The following is a 20,838-nucleotide window of genomic DNA, read 5'->3' on the forward strand; positions in this document are numbered from 1 at the left end:
ATATCGGTTGACAGGTATTCCGAACCAAAGCGCGATATCGCGCCGTCAGGTTCGGGCCGGCGGTGGATCAGCCGTTGCACGATGGTAGGCGAAGCGGCGCGAAAAGGGCACTGCCGTGCCGGCCGGCGATCAGCCGCTCCCGGCCTCGGGTCGCAGGCTTTCGCGTCTCGCGGGTCGCCGTTTTCTTCCTCACCCGCTCGCCGGTTTTTTTCGTTAGTTACGCAGAACGAAATTCGCAACGCGTGACGTCGTACGCGCCGAGCTTTACGCGTCAGCAGGAATTATTCGGCATCGGGCGGTTTGATACGGTTTTTCGAGCGACAGCGGTCGTGCTTTCTGCTTATCAACCTGTTAATCGGCGGTCCTACATGATTGGCGAATTGCTGAGGTCGCAGCCGGAAATCGCGCTATTCGCGTGTCTCGCGATCGGCTATCTGATCGGCTCGGTCAGGCTCGGCCCGATCCAGCTCGGCGGCGTGTGCGGCACGCTGATCGTCGCGCTGGTGCTCGGACAAAGCGGCGCGCGCCTCGCCCCCGATCTGAAGAACATCGCGTTCGCGCTATTCATCTTCGCGCTCGGCTTTACCGGCGGCCCGCAGTTTTTCGCGAACATCGGCCGCGGCTGGCGTTATGGCGTGTTGTCGCTGATCGAAATCGTCGCGGTGCTCGCGCTGATCCTGATCGCGGTCAGCGCGATGCATCTCGACATCGGCACCGCGGCGGGCCTGCTGGCGGGCGCGGCGACCGAATCGGCGGTGATCGGCACCGCCTCCGAGGCGATCGCGCGGCTCGGTCTCGGCGACGCCGAGACGCTGCGTTTGCAGGCCAACATCGTGACCGCGTACAGCGTCAGTTACCTGTTCGGGCTGATCACGATCGTGCTGTTCACGAGTCAGTTCGCGCCGCTCCTGCTGCGCGTCGATTTGCGCGAGGAAGCGGAGCGCGTGTGGCGCAAGCTCGGCGGCGCGGGCGCATTCAGCGAAGGGCAACATGCGGCCGCGCCGGCGCTGGTCGGCCGCGCGTTCCGGATCGGCGGCGGCGCCGGCAGCGGCGACGGTGTCAGCGTGCGCGCGCTCGAGGAGCGGTACGGCTACGACCTGACGGTCGAGCGCATCGAGCGCGCCGGCGCGACGCTGCCGGCCGACCCGGAAACGCGGCTGGCGACCGGCGATCTGGTGCTGGTGGCGGGACGCCGCGCGGCGGTCGTGGCGGCGTCGGCGCATCTGGGCGACGAAGTGGCCGGCGGCTTCGGCCAGGTGTTCGCCGAGCGCGTCGACGTCGTGATGACGCGGCCCGACGCGCACCACATGACGGTCGCGCAACTGCGCGCGCAGGCCAAGCCGGAGAACGCGCGCGGCGTCTATATCGCGGCGGTCACGCGGCTCGAATCGACGATCCCCGCGCTGCCCGGCACGGAACTGAATCGCGGCGACGTGCTGACGCTGGTCGGCGCGAAAGCGGATGTCGAGCGCGGCGCGAAGCGGCTCGGCTACGTGCTGCCGGCGACCCAGAAAACCGACTTCGTCTATCTCGGCCTGGGCGTGCTGGTCGGGATGGCGATCGGGCGCCTCGGCGGTACGGTCGGCGGCGTGACGCTCGCGCTCGGCACCGGCGGCGGCTGTCTGCTGTCGGGGCTGCTGTTCGGCTGGATCCGCTCGCGTCATCCGCTGGTCGGCTCGCTGCCGCCGGCGGCGGCGCAGATCCTGAAGGACTTCGGCCTCGCCACCTTCATCGCGGCGGTCGGGCTGTCGGCCGGACCCGATGCGATCAGGCTGGTGCGCGAGTACGGGCTCGCGTTGCCGCTCGCCGGCATTCTGATGGTGCTGGTGCCGGGGCTGTTGTCGCTGTGGATCGGCCATGCGTTCCTGAAGCTCGAAGCGCCGATGCTGCTCGGCGCGATCGCGGGCCAGCAGTGCAGCACGCCGGCGATCAGCGCGCTGGTCGGGGTGGCCGGCAACTCGACGCCGGTACTCGGCTACACGATCACCTACGCGCTGTCGAACATCCTGCTGCCGTTGATGGGGCCGGTGGTGGTCGGACTCGCCGGCAAGCTCGGCTAGCGCGGCGCGCGCAATGCATCTGCAACGAAGGTGGAACTCAGGGCGGCCGTGCCACGAGCGCGCGCCGCCTCCAGTAACCGGCACTGCCAACTAATCGACGAGGGCACGATGGACTGGCTACACAGCATCTTTCACAAATCGCCCGAAATGGCGTTGTTCCTGTCGCTCGCGGCCGGCTATTTCATCGGCCAGATCAACTTCGGCAAATTCCAGCTCGGCGGGGTCGGCGGTTCGCTGCTCGCCGCGGTCGTGATCAGCCAGGCGGGCGTGACGATCGACAACGGCGTGAAGTCGGTGATGTTCGCGGTGTTCATCTACGCGGTCGGCTACGACTCCGGTCCCGGCTTCTTCAACTCGCTCAATCGCAAGACGCTGCGCGAGATCGCGATGGCGGTGTTTCTCGCGGTCAGCGCGCTGATTACCGTGGTGGTCTGCGCGAAGCTGTTCCATCTGAACAAGGGGCTCGCCGCCGGGCTCGCGGGCGGCGCGCTCACGCAGTCGGCGATCATCGGCACGGCCGGCGACGCGATCGCGCGCCTCGGGCTGCCGGCCGACCAGGTCAAGTCGCTGCAATCGGATGTCGCGATCGCATACGCGGTGACCTATGTGTTCGGCTCGCTCGGCGCGATCATCGTGTGCGTGAACATCCTGCCGAAATTCATGGGGCAGGGCCTGCGCGAAGCGTCGCTCGAAGCGGAGCGCGAACTGTCGGCGGGCGCGCCGTCGCATGGGCCGGGGCAGGTGCTGGCGTTGCCGGAACTGGTCGGGCGTGCTTACAAAATCGACTTCAGCGCCGGCAAGACCGTGCAGGCGGTCGAGTCGCTGCACGAGGAAGGCCTGACGATCGAGCGCATCAAGCGCGGCGGCCAGCCGGTCGAACCCGCGCCCGACGTGGTGCTGCAAGCGGACGACATCGTGCTGGTAGTGGGCCGCCGCGAGGCGGTGGTCGCGTTCGGCGCGAACGGCAACGAAGTGGGCGACGCCGAGGATTTCGGCGCGGTGATGCAAACCCGCGACGCGGTGTTCACGCGCAAGGGCATGAATCACACGACGATCGCGGCCGCGCGCGAGATGGTCGATCGCAATCTGCGCCACGGCGTGTACGTGCAGAGCGTGTCGCGCGCGGGCCAGCCGCTGCCGGTGCTGCCGGAAACCGAGTTGCAGCACGGCGACGTGATCACCTTCTACGGCTCGCCGAACGACGTCAAACGCGCGGTCGAGGCCGCCGGCTACGAGCTGCCGTACAGCAACAAGACCGACTTCATCTACATGGGCGTCGGCCTCGTGCTCGGCCTGCTGATCGGGCTGATCGTCGTCAACGTCGGCGGCGTGCCGCTCACGCTCGGCTCCGGCGGCGGCTGTCTGCTCGCCGGCCTGCTGTTCGGCTGGATGCGCGGCAAGCATCCGATGTACGGCGCGATGCCGTCGGCCGCGTCGCAACTGCTGAAGGACTTCGGGCTGGCCGCATTCGTCGCGGTAGTCGGGCTCAATTCGGGCTTGCAGGCGGTCGTCACGGTCAAGCAGAGCGGCGTGACGATCTTCCTGCTCGGCGTCTTCGTCACGCTGTTTCCGCTGCTGCTGACGATGCTGTTCGGCCGCTACGTGCTGCGCTACAACAACGCGGCGATTCTGGCCGGCGCGCTGTCGGGCTCGCGCAGCGCGAACCCGGCGTTCGGCGGCGTGCTCGACAAGGCCGAAAGCGCGGTGCCGACCGTGCCGTTCGCCATCACCTATGCAATCGCCAACGTCGCGCTGACGCTGCTCGGCCCGCTGGTGGTCGGACTGGTGTAGCGCCATTCACCTCTTCACTGGAGAACCCATCATGGCAAAAGAGAAGGGCGACAAGAAGCGCTCGGATGCGGCCGCGGCCGCGGCGCAGGCCGCGCTCAGTCCGTTCGAACTGAAAGACGAACTGATCAAGGCGGCGGGCGGCAGCGCGGTCGAGCGGCCGGCCAACGTCGCGATGCTGAACGCGGGCCGCGGCAACCCGAACTTTCTCGCGACGGTTCCGCGCCACGGCTTCTGGCAACTCGGCCTGTTCGCGATGCGCGAGTCGGAGCGCTCGTTCGCGTATCTGCCGGAGGGCGTCGGCGGCTTTCCGCGCCGCGACGGTCTGGAAGAGCGCTTCGATCTGTTTCTGCGGGAAAACCGCGGCGTGCCGGGCATCGACTTTCTGCGCGGCGCGGTGTCGTACGTGCGCGACCAGTTGGGGCTGTCCGCCGGCGACTTCCTGTACGAGATGTGCGAGGGCATTCTGGCGTCGAACTATCCGGTGCCCGACCGCATGCTCAAGCTCTCCGAGATCATCGTCGGCCAGTATCTGCGCCGCGAGATGATCGGCAAGCATCCGTTCGTCGGCGAGTTCGACATCTTCGCGGTCGAAGGCGGCACCGCGGCGATGACCTATATCTTCAACACGCTGCGCGAGAATCATCTGATCAAGGCCGGCGACACGATCGCGCTCGGCATGCCGATCTTCACGCCGTACATCGAGATCCCGCGCCTGAACGACTATCAGCTGAACGTCGTCAATCTGGAGGCGGACGTCGCAAACGGCTGGCAGTACTCGAAGCAGGAGCTCGACAAGCTGCGCGACCCGAAGGTGAAGGCGTTTTTCCTCGTCAATCCGAGCAATCCGCCGTCGGTGCGGATCGACGACGAGAGCCTCGCGCATATCGCGGAGATCGTCGCCGAACGGCCCGACCTGATCCTGCTGACCGACGACGTGTACGGCACCTTCGCCGACAACTTCGTGTCGCTGTTCGCGCTCGCGCCGAAGAACACGATCCTCGTTTATTCGTATTCCAAATATTTCGGCGCGACCGGCTGGCGGCTCGGCACGATCGCCACGCATCGCGACAACGTGCTCGACCGGCTGCTCGGCGAGTTGCCGGCGGACGTGAAGAAGCAGTTGCACACGCGCTACGAATCGATCACGACCGAGCCCGACAAGCTCAAGTTCATCGACCGGCTGGTGGCCGACAGCCGTACGGTCGCGCTCAATCACACAGCCGGCCTGTCGACCCCGCAGCAGGTGCAGATGGTGCTGTTTTCGCTGTTCTCGCTGATGGACACACCCGACGCGTACAAGAACGCGCTCAAGCGGCTGATCCGCAAGCGCAAGCAGGCGCTCTACGAAGAGGTCGGCATTTCGTTTAGCGACGACGATCCGAATCAGGTGGACTACTACACGATTCTCGACATCGAGTTTCTCGGCGAGCGCGCGTTCGGGCGCAAGTTCGTCGACTGGCTGAAAGCGAACACCGAGCCGTCCGAGCTGCTGTTCCGGCTCGCGCGCGAGGCCCGCGTGGTGGTGCTGCCGGGGCGCGGTTTCGGCACCCAGCATCCGTCGGGGCGGGTGTCGCTCGCCAATCTGAACGAGTCGGACTACCGGCAGATCGGCCGCGCGATCCGTAAGCTGATCGAAGAATACGTCGAGCGCTTCAACGCGGCGACCGGCGAAAAGCTCGACAAGACCCGTGTGAGGTAACTGTACCGGCGGCCCGCGCGGTACGGTATCGGGCGGCCCGCCTGCCGCATGGTACTTGCGCTGGCGCGCGGTTCGGTGAATGATCGGACGAACGGCCTCGCGGGCTTCATCGCCGCGAGGCCGTTTGTTCCCTTGCGCCAGACTATTCACACGTACCGATCATGCCGATTTCCACCACCACGACCCTCGCTTCGTCCGTCCCCTGTCCGGTTGTCGAATCGCTCGACGCCATCCTGCCCGAAGAGCCGCTGCTGATGATGGGCGCCGGTCCCGTGCCGATTCCCGCCGCGGTCGCCAAGGCCAATGCGATCGTGATCAACCATCTGGGCAGCACGATGGCGAAGGTGGTGAATCAGGTGAAGACGATGGCGCGCTACGTGTTCCAGACCGAGTCGAAATGGGTGCTCGGCGTCGCCGGCCCCGGTTCGGCCGCGATGGAAATGGCGATTTCCAACCTCGCGTGGGAAGGCACCCGCGTGCTGTGCATCAAGAACGGCTTCTTCAGCGACCGCATGGGCGAGATGGGCCGGCGCGTCGGCGCTCATGTGAGCACGCTCGAAGTGGCCGACCGCAGCGTCGTCAGCGTCGAGCAGGTCGCCGAAGCGATTCGCCGCGAGCGTCCCGAGATCGTCACGATGGTGCAGGGCGAGACCTCGAACACGGTGTGGAACCACCACCTGAAGGAAATCGCCGCGCTCGCGCGGGAAGCGGGCGCGCTGGTGATCGTCGACGCGGTCTGCACGCTCAGCACGATGCCGCTGGAGATGGACGCGTGGGGCATCGACGCGGTGATCACCGGCGGCCAGAAGGGCCTGTCGTCGATTCCCGGCGTGTCGCTGATCGCGTTCTCCGAGGCCGCGTGGGCGCGCGTGAAAGGCCGCACCGCGCCGAACACGCACTGGTGTCTGGATGCGTCGCTCGCCGAAAACTTCTGGCACAACGCCGGCTATCACTACACCGCGCCGGTGTCGGGCGTGCTCGCGCTGCACGAGGCGTTGCGGCTGGTGTGCGCGGAGACGCTCGAAAAACGCTTTGCGCGCCACCTGAAATGTTCGCTCGCACTGCAGCAAGGGGTGACCGCGCTCGGCCTGCAACTGTATGCGCCCGAGCATTGCCGGCTCAATTCGGTGGTCGGCATCGAGATGCCCGGCGGCCCGAGTCCGGCTGAAGTCTGCGCGCACATTTCGCAACAGCACGGCGTGGAGATCGCCGGCTCGTTCGGGTTGCCGATCGTGCGGATCGGCCAGATGGGCGAGCAGTGCCGCGAGCACAACCTGTTTCGCACCGTGCACGCGCTCGGCCGCACGATGATCGATCTGGGCGTCAAGGTCGATCTGCCGGCCGGCGTCGCGGCGCTCGAGCGCGGTTTATCGGAAGGAAAATAAACGTTTCGATCACCCGCGCCGCGGATCGTATTCGCGGCGCGGGTTTTGTGCGATCCAGCACTTTATAGTCGGATAAGAAAGTCGTATTCCGCCATTATCGCGCGGCTTTAATTGCGCGCTTCTCCATGCTTTTACATAACAATTAAGTATTCCTTCGAAACCCATACGGAATAAGGATCTCGGCCTTTTCGTCGGGATTTAACGTTTTCTTACTTTTGCTTGCTCTCTGTGCGCCGCCGCACGTAATCCGCCCGGGTGGAAACGTAGAGTAATTCACGACGGGAGCAGCGCAATGCTCGCGCCGCGGTAATCGAAAAGCTCATGATTCGACACACGGCGCGTTGCCGCACGCGCCTGCCGCGCTCATGCAGGATTTCGCCGCCACAAAAAGCAGGAAACGCCAAAGCGCCCCCGCGAGGCGATAAAAAGGGTTTCTATCCAATTCGACTTTCGATCGTGTGGTATCTCGGAGCCAGGCTTCGAGGGATCACACACGTACGAAGCAAGGACATCGAGGCTATGGCGAGTGCATACGACGCAGAGCAATCGGCGGGAGTAATCGTTGGTGCGGAATTGAATGGACTGGGGGTCGCGCGTTCGCTTGCGCGGGCTCATGTACCGGTTGTGGCTGTGGATACGAGAACGCGCGCGGGGACCTGGTGTCGCCATGTTCACGCGCATCAGGTGAAAAGCTTTGTCGGCAAGGTATTCGTCGACGAGATGATCGAACTGGGCAAACGCTTCGATCGTCCGCCGGTGCTGATTCTGACCGACGAAGACGCGGTCCATGCGGTATCGGAAAACCGCGAGGCGCTGTCGCACTGGTTTCGCTTCCGCCTGCCGGTCGACGATACCGTGAAGATGCTGTCGAGCAAGGCGCGCTTTCATGAATTCGCGCAACAGCATCACTTTCGGGTGCCGCATTCGGTGGTGCTCGACAGTCTCGGCGACATCGAACGGCTGACCGAGTTGCGCTACCCGTGCGTGCTGAAACCGGACGACAAGCGCAACGTGCTGCGCGGCGAGAAGGAACGCGCGGTGCGCGTCGACACGCTGGCCGCGGCGCGCGCGATCGCGATCGCGATGCTGGCGACGCCGGGCGGCATCATCGCGCAGGAATGGATCGAAGGGCCTGACAGCAACATCCATTTCACGCTGTTTTATCGCGGCAGCGGCGGGCGCATGGTCAGCATGTTCACCGGCCGCAAGGTGTTGAGCTCACCGCCCGGCACCGGCAATACCGCGATCTGCGTGGCCGCGCCCGAGGCGCGCGAGCAGCTCGAGCCGCTCACGCGCGCGTTCGCGGAACAGGCCGGTTTCGAAGGGATGGGCAGTATCGAATACAAGTGGGACGACAACTACAACGAGTTCGTGATCGTCGAGCCGACGGTCGGCCGGACGGACTGGCAGGAGGAAATCGCGACGCTGTGCGGCGTCAACATTCCGCTCGCCGCGTACCGCCACGAACTCGGTTTGCCGCAGTTACCGGAGCGTCAGAGCCGGGTGCCGGTCGCGTGGCGCGCGACTTTCACCGACCGGCCGCCGCGCGAGTTGCTGAGCGCGCAGACGAAGATCGTCGACGGCTATTTCCGTTGGAGCGATCCGTTTCCGGCCTTGCAGCATTACGTGTTGATGAACCCGCTGCGACGTATGAAGCGCAGCTTCAAAAAAGCGCTAAGAGCGCCAGAATCGCGCCAGGCAAAAGCCTGACTGGAGACCAGCAATGACCGATACGATCATTATCGGTGCGGGGCCTTACGGGTTGTCGTTGGCCGCGCATCTGAAAGCCGCGGGCATGGAGCATCAGATCATCGGCGAGCCGATGGCCGCGTGGCGCCACTACATGCCGCCGGGCATGATGCTGCGCTCCGAAGCGTTCGCGTCGAGCCTGCAGGCGCCGCGCAGCGGCTTCACCATCGAGGATTACTGCCGCCTCAAAGGGCTGCCGTACAGCGCGCTCGGGATGGCGCTGCCGCTCGAAACCTTCGTCGACTACGGTCTGTGGTTCCAGGCGAATCTGGTCGGCGAAACCCAGCAGGCCGACGTGCTGTCGCTGCGTCGCGTGAACGACGAATTCCAGTTGTTGCTGACCGACGGCCGCGCGTTCAGCGCGCGCAAGGTCGTGATCGCGCTCGGCCTGAAGAGCTTCGCGCAAACGCCGCCGCCGCTGCAAGGGCTGCCCGAGCGGTACGTATCGCATTCGGAACGCTACGGCAATCTCGAGTGGGCGAGCGGCAACGATGTCGCGATCGTCGGCGGCGGGCAGTCGGCGCTCGGCCTGTCCGCGCTGCTGCACGAACTCGGCGCGCGCGCGCACGTGCTGATGCGCGAAGACCTCGTGGTCTGGCATGAACGTCCGCTGGGCGGCCGCCATCTGCTCGCGCGTCTGAAGACGCCCGACGCGGGGCTCGGGCGCGGCTGGCGCTCGCTGTTCCTGTCCGAATGCCCGGGTCTGTTCCACATGCTCGATCCGACCCGGCGCCGCCAGATCATGGATCACTCGTATGGCGCGTCCGGCGCGTGGTGGCTGCGCGACCGGGTCGTCGACAAGGTGCGGATCTCGCATCGCACCGTGGTGAACGGCGCGGCGATCGAAAACGGGCGGGTCGTGCTGAGCGTGCTCAGCGACGGCAGGCAGGAGCGGGTGAGCGCCGATCACGTGATCGCCGCGACCGGCTTTCGCACCGACATGCGCCAGCACGCGTTCCTGTCGCGGGAACTGGCGGAGGCGTTGTCGACCCAGGGCGGGATGCCCGAACTTAGCTCGCACTACGAAACCCGCGTGCACGGCCTGTATGTGATCGGACCGGCGTCCGCGCACAGCTTCGGGCCGGTGATGCGCTTCGTGTATGGCACCAAGCACGCGTCGCCGACGGTGGCGCGCCACCTTAACGGCTCGTTGAAGGCGGATGCGCGGCAGCGCGCGTTGGCCCGCCGTCCGCGCGCCGCTGCCGGAGTATCCAGGTGAGCAAATCCGATGCAATGGGCGGCGAGAGCCGCCCGGCGATGGGCCCGCACGACGGCTATCGCCGCAGCCGCATGAAACGGTTCAAAGGTCTCGTCAAGGAAATGCTGGCGGGCCTCGTGGTGACCTCGGGGCTCGCGTGGCTCACGCGGGTCGTGCTGTGGCGCGACCGCGTCGCGGTGCTGCTCTATCACGATCCCGATCCGGCCACGCTCGACCGCCATCTGACCTATCTGAAGACCGTCTGCGAGCTGGTGCCGCTGACCGATGTCAGTGCGCCCAGCCGGGGCCGCCGCCGCGCGGCGATCACGCTCGACGACGGCCACGCCGGCAACGCCGCGCTGCTGCCGGTGTTCGTCAAGCACAACGTGCGGCCGACGATCTTTCTATGCAGCCGCATCGTCGGGCGCAACCGCAGTCACTGGTGGCTGCATCCCGGTTCGCTGCGCGCCGGCCACGAGCAGCTCAAGCAGATGAGCAACGACCAGCGCCTCGCCGCGCTGGCCGCGCAGGGCTATCAGCAGGACGGCGACGACCGCGCGACCGGTCTGTCGATCGAGCAGATGCAGGCGATGCGCGCGCACATCGACTTCCAGGCGCATACCCGCTTTCATCCGATCCTGACCAAATGCAGCGACGCCGAGAGCGCGACCGAAATCATCGAAAGCCGCCATGAAATCGAGGCGATGCTGCAGCAGCCGTGCGAGCACTTCGCCTATCCGAACGGCAACTACGGCGAGCGCGAAGTCGAACTGGTGCGCCGGGCCGGCTTCACGAGCGCGCGCACCTGCGACATCGGCTGGTGCGACCAGCGCAGCGATCCGCTGCGGCTGCCCACGATCATCATCGACGACAGCGCATCGACGCTGCGCTTTGCCGCGCAGCTGAGCGGGGTCGCGTTGTTTCTGCGGTATCTGAAAGCCGGCGGGGGCTGGCGCGGCAAGTTTCCGCAGTTCTGAACAGACAGTCCGTTCGCTTGACCGTCCGGGCCTTCGGCCGACGGTTGCAGGGGCATTCGACAGGAGAGCAACATGCAGCGTTGCAGGGTACTGGTGATCAACGATTTCGTCGAGAAGGGCGGTGCGGAGGTGGTCTATCAACAATCCGCCGCGCTGTTGGCCACACTGCCGGGCGTCGAAGTCGAGCAATTCGACGACAGCCAGTTTTCCGCGCGCTCGACCAAGCTGACCCGCTCGTGGAACACGACCGCCGCGCGCGCGCTGGAAAAGACGCTGCTGCGCTTCCGGCCGCACCGGATCATGGTGCACAACTATCACAACCTGCTGTCGCCATCGATTCTCGCGGTGATCGCGCGGCATCAGCGCGAGTTGCGCTATCTCGCGTATCACACCTGCCACGATTACCACCTCGTGTACTACAACCCGTCGCTGCAGTACTTCGATCGCCAGGGACACCCGATCATCCTGCCGCTCGACGCGCTGCGCACCCGCGCGATCTTCATGCTGCGGCCGACCCCGAAGGGGCTGGTGCACGATCTGATGACCAAGGCGTGGTGGCACGCGATCCGCGCGATGTATCAGCCGGCCCGCGTGTTCGACACGATCATCTGTCCGGGCGAGTTCATGGAGGAGGCGCTGCATCGCTGCGGCATTCGCAACACGGAGCTGGTGCGCAATCCGTCCGCGGTGCCGGACGCGCTGCCGCCGGTGGTGGTGCGCGACAAGCAGCGCTTCAATATCGCGTTCGTCGGCCGCATCTCGCCGGAAAAGGGCCTGCTGCAATTCCTGCAGCTCGCTGAGGCGGCCGGCTTCGAGCGGATCGGCTGTATCGGCGTATATGGCGACGGGCCCGATCGCGCGACGATCGAGCAGCGCTACGCGCAACTGATCGAGCAGCGCAAGCTGATCCTGTTCGGCAGCATGCCGCAGCAGCAGCTATTTCCCGCGATCCGCGAGTTCGCCGATGCGATCGTGGTGTCGTCGGTGGGCGCGGAAAACGCGCCGCTGGTCGTGATCGAAGGGGCGATGCTGGGGCTGCCGGTGCTGATCCGGGACGGCGGCGCGATGGCCAATACCGCGGAAGGGGTCGGCAACAAGATCAAGTTCCACTTCGATCCGGCGAGCCTCACGCGCGCGCTCGACGAGCTGGCCGTGCATCTGGCGGACGACACGCGAAGCTACAACGTCGGCGACTATCTGCCCGCGCATTACGCGCAGCGGCTCGCGGAAATCATGCACATCGGCGACAAACCGGCCCCTTTTGCGGCGAGCGGCCGGCCGCCGCGCTTTGCCAATAATCCGCGTCCGGCACCATAAAAAAGTATTTGCAGATGATAGGAAAAATGGCGTCGATAAACGGGGCGATATTAGCCGCGGAATCACGCCATTTTCTTATTGCGCTATTCGTCTGAAGCAAGCGGCTCTGGTAATGGCTTTTGTGTGCGCTGCCGAACGTTGGAATCAGGGTAACTCTGAATATTATGATCGCCAGAGAAAGGCGTTATTCACGCGCTGAAGTACGAGGCGTGACACAGCAATAGCAAAAAGCAATAGCAATGCCGCAAGCGCGGCGCCGACCCCGGCAATGGTCGGATTAATGGCCGAAAGAAGGCCAGCGGTTATCAGAACAATCGCATGTGCAGGTCGTGACGTTTGCGTGACAAGGCGGACGGAAATCGACTGAGCGGGGAAACCTCATCACCAGGGCCCGCAGTTAGTCGATCTAAACAAGAGCGTGGCCGCAAGAGCGGCCACGGTGAAACGGGGGATCCGACAGTTAGCGCTCAGCGCACGCTGTACGGATCGGAGGTCTGGGGAGACGCGTAGGTCTGGTCTGAATTCCACAAATCGTTGCTGTACGGGTCCGCTGCGTTTTTCGTGCGGGCAGGCTGACTGACGCGTGAACGTTTCTGTTTCGGCCGGCTGTTCTGGGTTTCGGTGTAGATGTTGGGCGCCACATAACGATTCTTTTTCGCGTACGCGAAATCCGGCGCCGAACCGTAAAGCGTAGTGGTAGTGGCGCTGGCGGCATGAGGTTTCATCGCATCGAGTTGTGACTGTTTTTCGACATAACGCGGTGCGTAAGGCGATGAGGCGGCGGATACAGTGCTTTGCGCAAATGCCGCCTGCGCAGTAAGCAGTACCGGAATAACGGCGGCGAGTAGTTTTTTCATTTCGGTCTCCGTAAAAAGCGTGTGAAGCGATGTTATAGGAAAACCACCTGAAATCGCATAGGTGTTTTTGAACAAAAAGCAATTGAAATGGCGTAAATCGCCTGGTCCGGTTCGGCTCCCACGGGGTGGACGACACGGAGCGGGTTTAACTGGATGCGGCAACGGCAGTCGATGACGAGGCGCAGCGCCTCGCGGCGCCGGTCGGAAGTGGCAACCGTCGAGACTTAGGGAGAACGCGCATGAATCCGAGCAGTGCACCGTTCGATAGCCGGAACAACAACAGCGAACATCCGCCGGCAGGCTTCGCGAATTATCTGGATGCGCTGTACGACAATCGCAAGCTGATTGCGATCACCACCGCCGTGGCGCTCGCGCTCGGCGTCGGTTATTCGATCTTCTCCCAGCCGGTGTATCGCGCGGACATCCTCGTGCAGGTCGAGGAAAACGCGAACACTTCTTCTAAGAGCGTGCTCGGCGACGTGTCGGCGATGTTCGACGTGAAGACGGCGACCTCCGGCGAAGCGCAGGTGATCGGCTCGCGCATGGTGGTGGGCCGCGCGGTCGACAAGCTCAACCTGTCGATCGAAGCGACGCCGCGCTACTACCCGCTGTTCGGCCGCTGGCTCGCGCGCCATTCGGAAAGTCTGTCGACCCCCGGACCGCACGGCTACGTGTACGGCAGCGAGAGCATCAGCGTGTCGAAATTCGACGTGCCCGAGGAGCTGTTCGATAAATCGTTCGTGCTGCGGATGGGCGAAGGCTCGAGCTACCAGCTGCAATACGGCAAGCTCAGACTCGACGGCACCGTCGGTCAGCCGCTCACCGCGACCACCAACTACGGCCCGATTACGCTGCTGGTCGACAAGATCGAAGCGCATCCGGGCGCGACGTTCGAATTGCGCCGCCAGTCGGCGCTGACCACCACCGAAAAGCTGCGCCACGATCTGTCGATCGCCGAAAAAGGCAAGGAGTCCGACATTCTCGGCGTGTCGCTCGAAGGTAGCGATCCGAAGCAGATCAGCGCGATTCTCGAAACCATCGCGGGCGAGTACGTCAGCCAGAACGTGAAGCGCAAATCGGAAGAAGCCGAACGTTCGATCCGCTTCCTCGAAATGCAGCTGCCGGAACTGCGCCAGCAACTGTCCGATTCGGAAACCCGCTTCAACCAGTTCCGCGCGAAGCACGGCACGGTCGACCTCGGCGAGGAAGCGACCAACCTGCTGCAACTGTCGGTGCAGGCGCAGACCCGCCAGGCCGAACTCGAACAGAAGCGCAACGAATTGCTGTCGCGCTTCACGGATCAACACCCGGCCGTGCAATCGGTCAACGCGCAACTGGCCGCCGCGCGCCAGGAAGCGCAACAGATCGCGAGCCGCACGCAATCGTTGCCGCCGCTCGAACAGAACGTGCTGCGCATGCAGCGCGACGTGCAGGTGGGCACCGAACTCGACACCACGCTGCGCAACACGCTCGAACAGCTGAAGCTGATCAAGGCGGGCAAGGCCGGCAACGTGCGGGTGGTCGACGGCGCGGTCGCGCCCGATACGCCGGTGCGGCCCAAGCCGCTGCTGATCATCACCGCGGCGCTGATGCTGGGCCTGTTCGTCGGCGTGGTGATCGCGCTGGTGCGCCAGCGTCTGTTCGACGCGATCGACGATCCGTACGAAGTCGAGCTGCGCACCGGTCTGCCGGTGTTCGCGAGCGTGCCGTTCAGCCGTCAGGAAGAGAAGTTCGCCAATAGCCGCCGTCATTCGCCGTCGCAAAGCCTCGTGCTGGCCGGCGAAGCGGTGATCGATCCGGCGATCGAAAGTCTGCGCGGTTTCCGCACCGCGCTCGAATTCACGATGACCAAGGCGCGCAATCGCGTCGTGCTGGTGACCGGTCCGACGCCGGGGATCGGCAAGTCGTTCGTCGCGCTGAATCTGGCCGCGGTGATCGGCGCGACCGGCAAGCGCGTGCTGATCGTCGATGCGGACCTGCGGCGCGGTTTCCTGCACCGCCACCTGGGCGGCGAGCGCGGCCCGGGTCTGTCGGATCTGATCCAGGGCACGCAGCCGGCCGACGAACTGATTCGCGCGACCCGCTTCCCGGGCGTCGACTTCCTCGCCAGCGGCCGTCCGGTCGCGAGCCCGAGCGACGTGCTGTCGAACCCGCGGCTCGAAGCGCTGGTGCGCCAGGTCGCGAGCAACTACGACGTCGTGCTGCTCGACGGGCCGCCGGTGCTGCTGGCCTCGGACGCGATGCGGCTGGCCTGCGTGGCGGGCACCACGTTTTTCGTCGCGCGTCAGGGCGTGACCGGGATCGGCGAATTGCGCGAGTCGGTGCGGCAGATGCAGAAGGTCGGCTTGCCGGTGCGCGGCGTGATCATGAACGGCCTGCGCATGCGGCCCGGGCGCTACAGCTACGGCTACGGACGCTATCGCCACGCGAGCTACATCTACAAGCCTTACGAGAACTGAAACCGGCGTGTCGCGCGCCGTGCGCCGGGGGTAGGGGCGCGGCGCACGGGCCACAGTACGCGACATCACAACAACACCATCAGTCGAAGGGATTTAGGGGTTGCTCGGATGAAACAGCTATTCGTTACGCCTTTTCTGCCTCAGAAAAACGCGCCACAAGCTGGCCACCGTCTGGCCTACGATTACCTGACCCGGCTCGCGGCCGAAACGGAACTGGACGTGCTGATCCTGTCGCGCGCACCGGTCGACGAGAAGGACATCGAGTTTCGCGCGAACGTGCGCAACGTGTATGTGAAACCGGTCAGCCGTTTCGACATGCTGCCGTCGTTGCTCGCCAATCCGCTGGGTTTTACGCCGCGCTTTTTCTCGCGTTATACAAAATCGGTCGATGCGTTTCTCGGCGAGCTCGTCGAGCGCAATCGCTACAGCACGGTGCGGCTCGAATTTTCGCAGTGCTTTCCGTATGCGCCGGGATTGCGCGAACGCTTCGGCGATCGGCTGAAGATCGTGATGGGCGTGCACGACGTGCAGCTGCAGGTGGTGCTGCGGATCAAGAGCATCGAAGGCTGGCTGTTCACGCGGCAGACCTTCGCGCTTGAGCAGCGCCTGCTCAAGCTCGCCGACAAGGTGCTGGTGCTGTCGCACAAGGACGCGCAGCTGATCAACGGCCTCTATCCGGGGATCGGCAACGTGCAGGTGGTGCCGATTCCGCTGCCGGGTTTCCTGAAAGACGTGCGGCGCTCCGCCGAGACCGTGAAGAAAGGCAACATCCTGTTCTGGGGCGCGATGCAGCGCCGCGAGAACGAAGAGGCGTTGCTGCATTTCGTCGACTCGACCTTTCTGCCGCTGCGCCGCCGCGGGCTGGAACTGAAGCTGTTCGTGGTCGGCTCCGATCCGGGCGAGCGGGTCAAACGCCTGCATGGCGACGATATCTGCGTGACCGGTTTCGTCGAGAACCCCGGCAAGTATTTCGAGTCCGCCGACATCGGCGTGGTGCCGCTTCTGTCCGGCGCCGGCGTGAAGCTGAAGACGCTCGAAATGCTCGCGGCCAAAGTGCCGGTCGTGTCGACTCCGCTCGGCGCGGAAGGCGTCGAATACGACGGCAACCTGCTGAACGTCTGCGAGATCGACGCGTTCGCCGACGTGATCGAGCGGCTCTACCGCGGCGGTCCGGCGAGCGTGAGCGCGCCGTCGATGGCTTACCAGGCGTGATGCGATGATTGCGACCCTCGCCTTTCTGCTTGCCGTCGCGCTGTGCGCGACCCGCGGCGTGCTCGAATTCCTGATCGGCAAGGAGGCCGCGTATCTGGTGCAGGTCGGCGGCATCGTCGGCCTGCTGGTGTGGTACGTGTCGCCGTCGGCGATCGCCGCGTATTTCGGCAGCGAAGGGCGCCGCTCGCTCGCGCTGGTGCTCGGCACGCTGTTCTCGGTGCTGCTGTCGATCGTGATGACGCTCGCGCAGACCGGCCAGCTCGGGCTGTCCTATCTGTTCGTGTTTATCTTCACGCTGTTCGTCTATTTCTACGCGATCTCGAACTATCAGAAGCGCTTTATCCGGCCGCGCTTCGCCTACTGGGGCGTCGTGCTGATCGCGCTGATCGAGGCGGGTGTCGCGCTCGCGCAGCAGCAGAACGTGTTCCCGATCGACCTGCCCGGCGCGACCTACGGCTTCGACAATCTGCGCGCGCCGTCGCTGACCGGCAGCTATCTGCATTACCCGCTGTTCGTCGCGATCGTCGCGTCGTTGTGCGGCGTCGATTATCTGGTGCGCAAGAGCGTGCTGTCGGGCCTTGCGTGTGCGCTGCTGAGCTTCGCGATTTTCTCGGCGCTGTCGCGCAGCGGCATGCTGATCATCCTCGGCACGTTCGGGCTCGCGTTCCTGCAAGGGCCGGTCCGCTTCATCGTCAGGAACGGCAAGCTGATCATTGCCGGCACCTTCGCAACGCTGGCGATCATGGTGTTCGGCGGCGCGCTCAGCAGTCACAACGACAGTGTCGTGAACGTCGGCACCGAACGGATGATGGGCGCGACCAACCTGCAGTCGGACGGCAACGAAGGCCGCACCGAAGCGTGGGACAAGGCCGTGATGCTCGCGCAGCCGGTCAACCTGATCGCCGGTTCGTATTTCGGGCTGGTCACCAATTCCGCGCCCGATGCGGTCAAGCAGGAATTCGGCATCGTCGAATCGAGCGTGCTGCAACAGATTCTCAACGTCGGCCTGATGGGCGCGCTGTTTTATTACGGCGTGCTGTTTTCGATTACGAAACTGATCGGTCGCGACAGCCGGATTTCGCTGTGCGTATGGGCGGCTTTATTTCAAACCCTGTTCTATCAGTCGATAGAGGTGGTGCCGTTTGTTTTCATCCTGATGACATTGCCGGTGTTCGATTACGTGGGCGGACCGCGTCGCAGTTAAGCACGTCGCGAACAGCCGGGCAGTGCATGTCAGATCGTTTGCAAGGGCAAACGGGGCGGGGAAGCGCGCGCGTTGCGCGCGCCGTAGTGAGGCAGTGCGGTAGTGAGTAGTCGGCGGGGCAAACAACAAGAATCAGTATCTGGGGGTTTCCACGAACACCTGATGTAAAGCAGGAGGTGGGGATGAACCTGATGGGAACGTTTAGCGTGGTAATCGTCAATTACAACACGCCAAAACTGGTAGGCAATTGTGTGCGTTCCGTACTCGAACTTTCGATTGCGGATAAGGAAGATATCGTCGTCGTGGATAACGCGTCCACCGACAATTCGTTTTCCTATCTGAAAGAGACTTTGCCGACGGGTGTCCGGCTCGTCAGGACGTCTATTAATCGGGGTTTCGCCGCGGGCGTGAACTTTGGGATGGTGGGGTGCATGCGCGAACTCGTGCTCGTGCTGAATCCGGATACCTATTTCGTCGATGCATCGCTCGAAAACGCGGTGACGCTGTTCAGAAACCAGACGGACGTCGGTCTCGTCGGTCTCGACCTGATGTACCCGGACGGCGAGCGGCAGTTTTCCGCGCGGCGTTTCTATTCGCTGCTCGATATTCTCGGCCGGCGTTCGCCGCTCGGGCGGCTCGATGCGTTCAAGCGCCGCATCGATAACCACATGATGCGCGAGGCGTGGGGCGCGGGCTTGCCGTTCGAAGCCGAATGGGTGCTGGGCACGGGCTTTATCGTGCGCCGCTCGCTGTTCGGCGAGCTCGGCGGAATGGACGAGCATTTCTTTCTCTATATGGAAGACGTCGATTTCTGCGCGCGCATCTGGCAGGCGGGCTACCGGGTGCTGTGCGTGCCTGGCGCGCGGCTCACGCACGAGCATCAGCGCGCGTCGGCGGCGGGCTTTCTGAGCAAGGCGGGACGACGGCATATGAACAGCTTGTGGCGCTTCAGCCGCAAGTACCGGGTGCCGCTGTTCACACCGCCCGGCGTGCAGGGCCTGATGCGCGGCGCGAAAGCGCGAGCGCCGACAGTGGGGCTGCAGGTCCCGGTGCCGGTGGCGGTTCCGGTCGGCGTCGGGGCGGCACGCCCGGCGGCTGAGCGAGCGCAAACCGTCGAGTGATGTAACTCGCGGTGGCGCTCATCACAAGAACGGAGTGACGCGATGGGGGTGGGGTAGATGAAGAGCCGACGACAGGCGCTCAAGACGTTCCTGCTCGGCAGCCTGGCCGGGGCCGGCGCGAGCACGGCCGAGCTGGGCTTCGCGCGCGCGGCGGGGCACGCACTGCGGGAGCGGGACCCGCTCGCGGGTTCCGGCGCGGCTGCGGACCCGGGCGCCGGCGGCGTGATGCGGGTCGCCGCGAGCGTGCCCGAACGTGGCGGCGCGGCCGAGGCGGTCGCGCCGAATTATCTGAAGACGCTCAGCGACATCGTCGCGGGCATGGAGGTGAGCGCCGCGCGCTTCGTCGAGCCGCGCAAGTTCGCGGCGATCCAGCGCGGCGCGTCCGGCTACGACTGCGGCAACGATCTGCGCGCGGCGCTCACGAGCGGCGCGCGCGGACTTTATCTGCCGCGCGGCATCTGGCGCTACACCGGCGAGCTGACCACCGCGACCGGCACGCGGATCCGCGGCGACGGCGGCGGCGAATACATCGTGATCAGCGACGCCGCGTCGGGCTCGACGATCCTCGAACGTCAGGACGCGGGCGGGCCGACTTCGGCGGCGCTGTCGCTCGGCGTGTCGTCGTTCATCGAGCACGTGCAGGTGCGGCCCGCGCACTTCGAGCAGGTGATCTATTACCTCGCCAACTATCCGGCGCGCACCGGCAACACCTCGATCGGCATCCGTTTCGATACGTCGGCCGGCGCGCGCCGCTGCACCGCGGTCGGCTTCTCGCGCGCGGGCTTCGAACTGGGCACCACGTCGACGCTCGATCGCTGCTACGCGTACATGTGCGATCGCGGCTTCTACGCAATCGAGCACACCGACGGCTCGCTGCTCAATTGCATCGGCATGTTCTGTCATACGGCCGGCGCCGATCTGGTGTCGAACTACTGGCAGGTGATCGGCGGACGCTACGAGTGGAATGCGCGCTACGGCGTGATTCTCGGCGCGGAGTCGGTGATTGTCGGCACGGTGTTCGATCGCAACGGTTTTGCCGGTGTGTATATGAAGAACGGCAACTGGGGCAAGGTGGTGAACGGCAACTACTTCTCGCGCAACGGCGCGGCCGGCGACGGCAAACTCGGCCGCTGGACGTTTTCGACGCGCGGGCATCCGTCGTATCTCGAGGTGCCGCCGGGGCAGAGCTGTCACATCCAGATCGATTACCAGCAGGCCGCGACGATCGTCGGCAACCGCTACCGGCACGGTCAGGACGACGAGGACGGCGGCTGCAACGGTCCGCAGTTCGTGTATGGCAGCACGACCGCGTCGGGCAGCACGCCGCTCGACGGCATCACGATTCAGGGCAATTTCGGCGACCGCGCGCACGATTCGGTGCCGGGCTTCAACAAGGCCTATCCGGGCGGCGGCGCGCTCGCGGGCGGCAAGGACAGCAACCTCGCGCGCGCGCTGAACCTCGGCGTCGGCTACGAGCGCGGCGGGATTGCGAGCGCGCTGCATTGCGGCGACCAGACGGTGTCGGCGGAGACCACGCGGGTCTCGATCAACGTGTTGCGCTCGACCTCGGGCCGCGTGGTGCTGCGCGCGGCGACGCGCGGCAATGCGCTGCTCGCCGAAATCCTGTTCGCAACCGACGCGGCCGACAGCGGTTACAAAACCGTGGTCAGCAATCTGATCGGCAATGCGGTCAAGAGCGCGGTATTGGCGGCAAATAACTCGGATGATCGCTACAACAGGATCGATATCGCACTAAGCGAACCGTGTTTCGTGTCGTATTCTGTTTTTTCGACCTGATTTTCAACCGCG

14 protein-coding genes are annotated in these 20,838 nt (G+C 64.8%); 13 read left to right on the plus strand and 1 reads right to left on the minus strand.

Annotated elements, in window-relative coordinates; translation table 11 throughout:
* Positions 1 to 368: 368 nt before the first annotated feature.
* The 8 genes from aspT (BTH42_RS03085) to BTH42_RS03120 all read left to right on the plus strand — a co-directional run bounded on the left by aspT (BTH42_RS03085) (position 369) and on the right by BTH42_RS03120 (position 12,176).
* Positions 369 to 2,060: an aspartate-alanine antiporter gene (gene aspT / locus BTH42_RS03085; protein WP_075295658.1), complete on the plus strand. Its 1,692-nt coding sequence runs from the start codon at positions 369 to 371 to the stop codon at positions 2,058 to 2,060.
* A gap of 108 nt (positions 2,061 to 2,168) precedes the next feature.
* A complete protein-coding gene (gene aspT, locus BTH42_RS03090; RefSeq protein ID WP_075295660.1) occupies positions 2,169 to 3,851 on the plus strand; it encodes an aspartate-alanine antiporter in 1,683 nt (560 codons plus the stop codon).
* A 31-nt stretch (positions 3,852 to 3,882) separates the two neighbouring features.
* Complete coding sequence (locus tag BTH42_RS03095) at positions 3,883 to 5,550, plus strand: bifunctional aspartate transaminase/aspartate 4-decarboxylase (RefSeq protein WP_075295662.1); 1,668 nt, start codon at positions 3,883 to 3,885, stop codon at positions 5,548 to 5,550.
* Positions 5,551 to 5,711: 161 nt separating this feature from the next.
* Entirely contained in the window at positions 5,712 to 6,935 is a 1,224-nt protein-coding gene (locus BTH42_RS03100; RefSeq protein WP_075295664.1) for an alanine--glyoxylate aminotransferase family protein, read from the plus strand.
* Positions 6,936 to 7,454: 519 nt separating this feature from the next.
* Positions 7,455 to 8,645 carry a carboxylate--amine ligase gene (locus BTH42_RS03105; RefSeq protein WP_178392108.1) on the plus strand — a complete coding sequence of 397 codons (1,191 nt, stop codon included), beginning with the start codon at positions 7,455 to 7,457 and terminating at the stop codon, positions 8,643 to 8,645.
* Between the two features lie 13 nt (positions 8,646 to 8,658).
* Entirely contained in the window at positions 8,659 to 9,903 is a 1,245-nt protein-coding gene (locus tag BTH42_RS03110) for an FAD-dependent oxidoreductase (protein ID WP_256701741.1), read from the plus strand.
* A gap of 71 nt (positions 9,904 to 9,974) precedes the next feature.
* Positions 9,975 to 10,859, plus strand: a complete 885-nt coding sequence (locus BTH42_RS03115) for a polysaccharide deacetylase family protein (RefSeq protein WP_075296098.1) — start codon at positions 9,975 to 9,977, stop codon at positions 10,857 to 10,859.
* A 72-nt stretch (positions 10,860 to 10,931) separates the two neighbouring features.
* Complete coding sequence (locus tag BTH42_RS03120) at positions 10,932 to 12,176, plus strand: glycosyltransferase (RefSeq protein ID WP_075295666.1); 1,245 nt, start codon at positions 10,932 to 10,934, stop codon at positions 12,174 to 12,176.
* 467 nt (positions 12,177 to 12,643) lie between these two features.
* Here BTH42_RS03120 and BTH42_RS03125 read toward each other — a convergent pair whose 3' ends face one another.
* Positions 12,644 to 13,033 carry a hypothetical protein gene (locus tag BTH42_RS03125; RefSeq protein WP_075295668.1) on the minus strand — a complete coding sequence of 130 codons (390 nt, stop codon included), beginning with the start codon at positions 13,031 to 13,033 and terminating at the stop codon, positions 12,644 to 12,646.
* Between the two features lie 239 nt (positions 13,034 to 13,272).
* On the opposite strand from BTH42_RS03125, the gene BTH42_RS03130 reads away from it, so the two are divergent.
* The 5 genes from BTH42_RS03130 (at position 13,273) to BTH42_RS03150 (ending at position 20,826) form a co-directional block, all read left to right on the plus strand.
* Positions 13,273 to 15,492, plus strand: a complete 2,220-nt coding sequence (locus BTH42_RS03130; protein ID WP_075295670.1) for a GNVR domain-containing protein — start codon at positions 13,273 to 13,275, stop codon at positions 15,490 to 15,492.
* A 108-nt stretch (positions 15,493 to 15,600) separates the two neighbouring features.
* Positions 15,601 to 16,704: a glycosyltransferase gene (locus tag BTH42_RS03135; protein WP_075295672.1), complete on the plus strand. Its 1,104-nt coding sequence runs from the start codon at positions 15,601 to 15,603 to the stop codon at positions 16,702 to 16,704.
* Positions 16,705 to 16,708: 4 nt separating this feature from the next.
* On the plus strand, positions 16,709 to 17,908 hold the full coding sequence (locus tag BTH42_RS03140) for a hypothetical protein (RefSeq protein ID WP_075295674.1): 1,200 nt from the start codon (positions 16,709 to 16,711) through the stop codon (positions 17,906 to 17,908).
* A gap of 191 nt (positions 17,909 to 18,099) precedes the next feature.
* Positions 18,100 to 19,029: a glycosyltransferase family 2 protein gene (locus BTH42_RS03145; protein ID WP_256701767.1), complete on the plus strand. Its 930-nt coding sequence runs from the start codon at positions 18,100 to 18,102 to the stop codon at positions 19,027 to 19,029.
* Between the two features lie 57 nt (positions 19,030 to 19,086).
* Positions 19,087 to 20,826 carry a hypothetical protein gene (locus tag BTH42_RS03150; protein WP_075295678.1) on the plus strand — a complete coding sequence of 580 codons (1,740 nt, stop codon included), beginning with the start codon at positions 19,087 to 19,089 and terminating at the stop codon, positions 20,824 to 20,826.
* The last annotated feature ends 12 nt before the right edge of the window (positions 20,827 to 20,838 follow it).

This window comes from Burkholderia sp. SRS-W-2-2016, from assembly GCF_001931485.1.
Classification (GTDB): Bacteria; Pseudomonadota; Gammaproteobacteria; order Burkholderiales; family Burkholderiaceae; genus Paraburkholderia.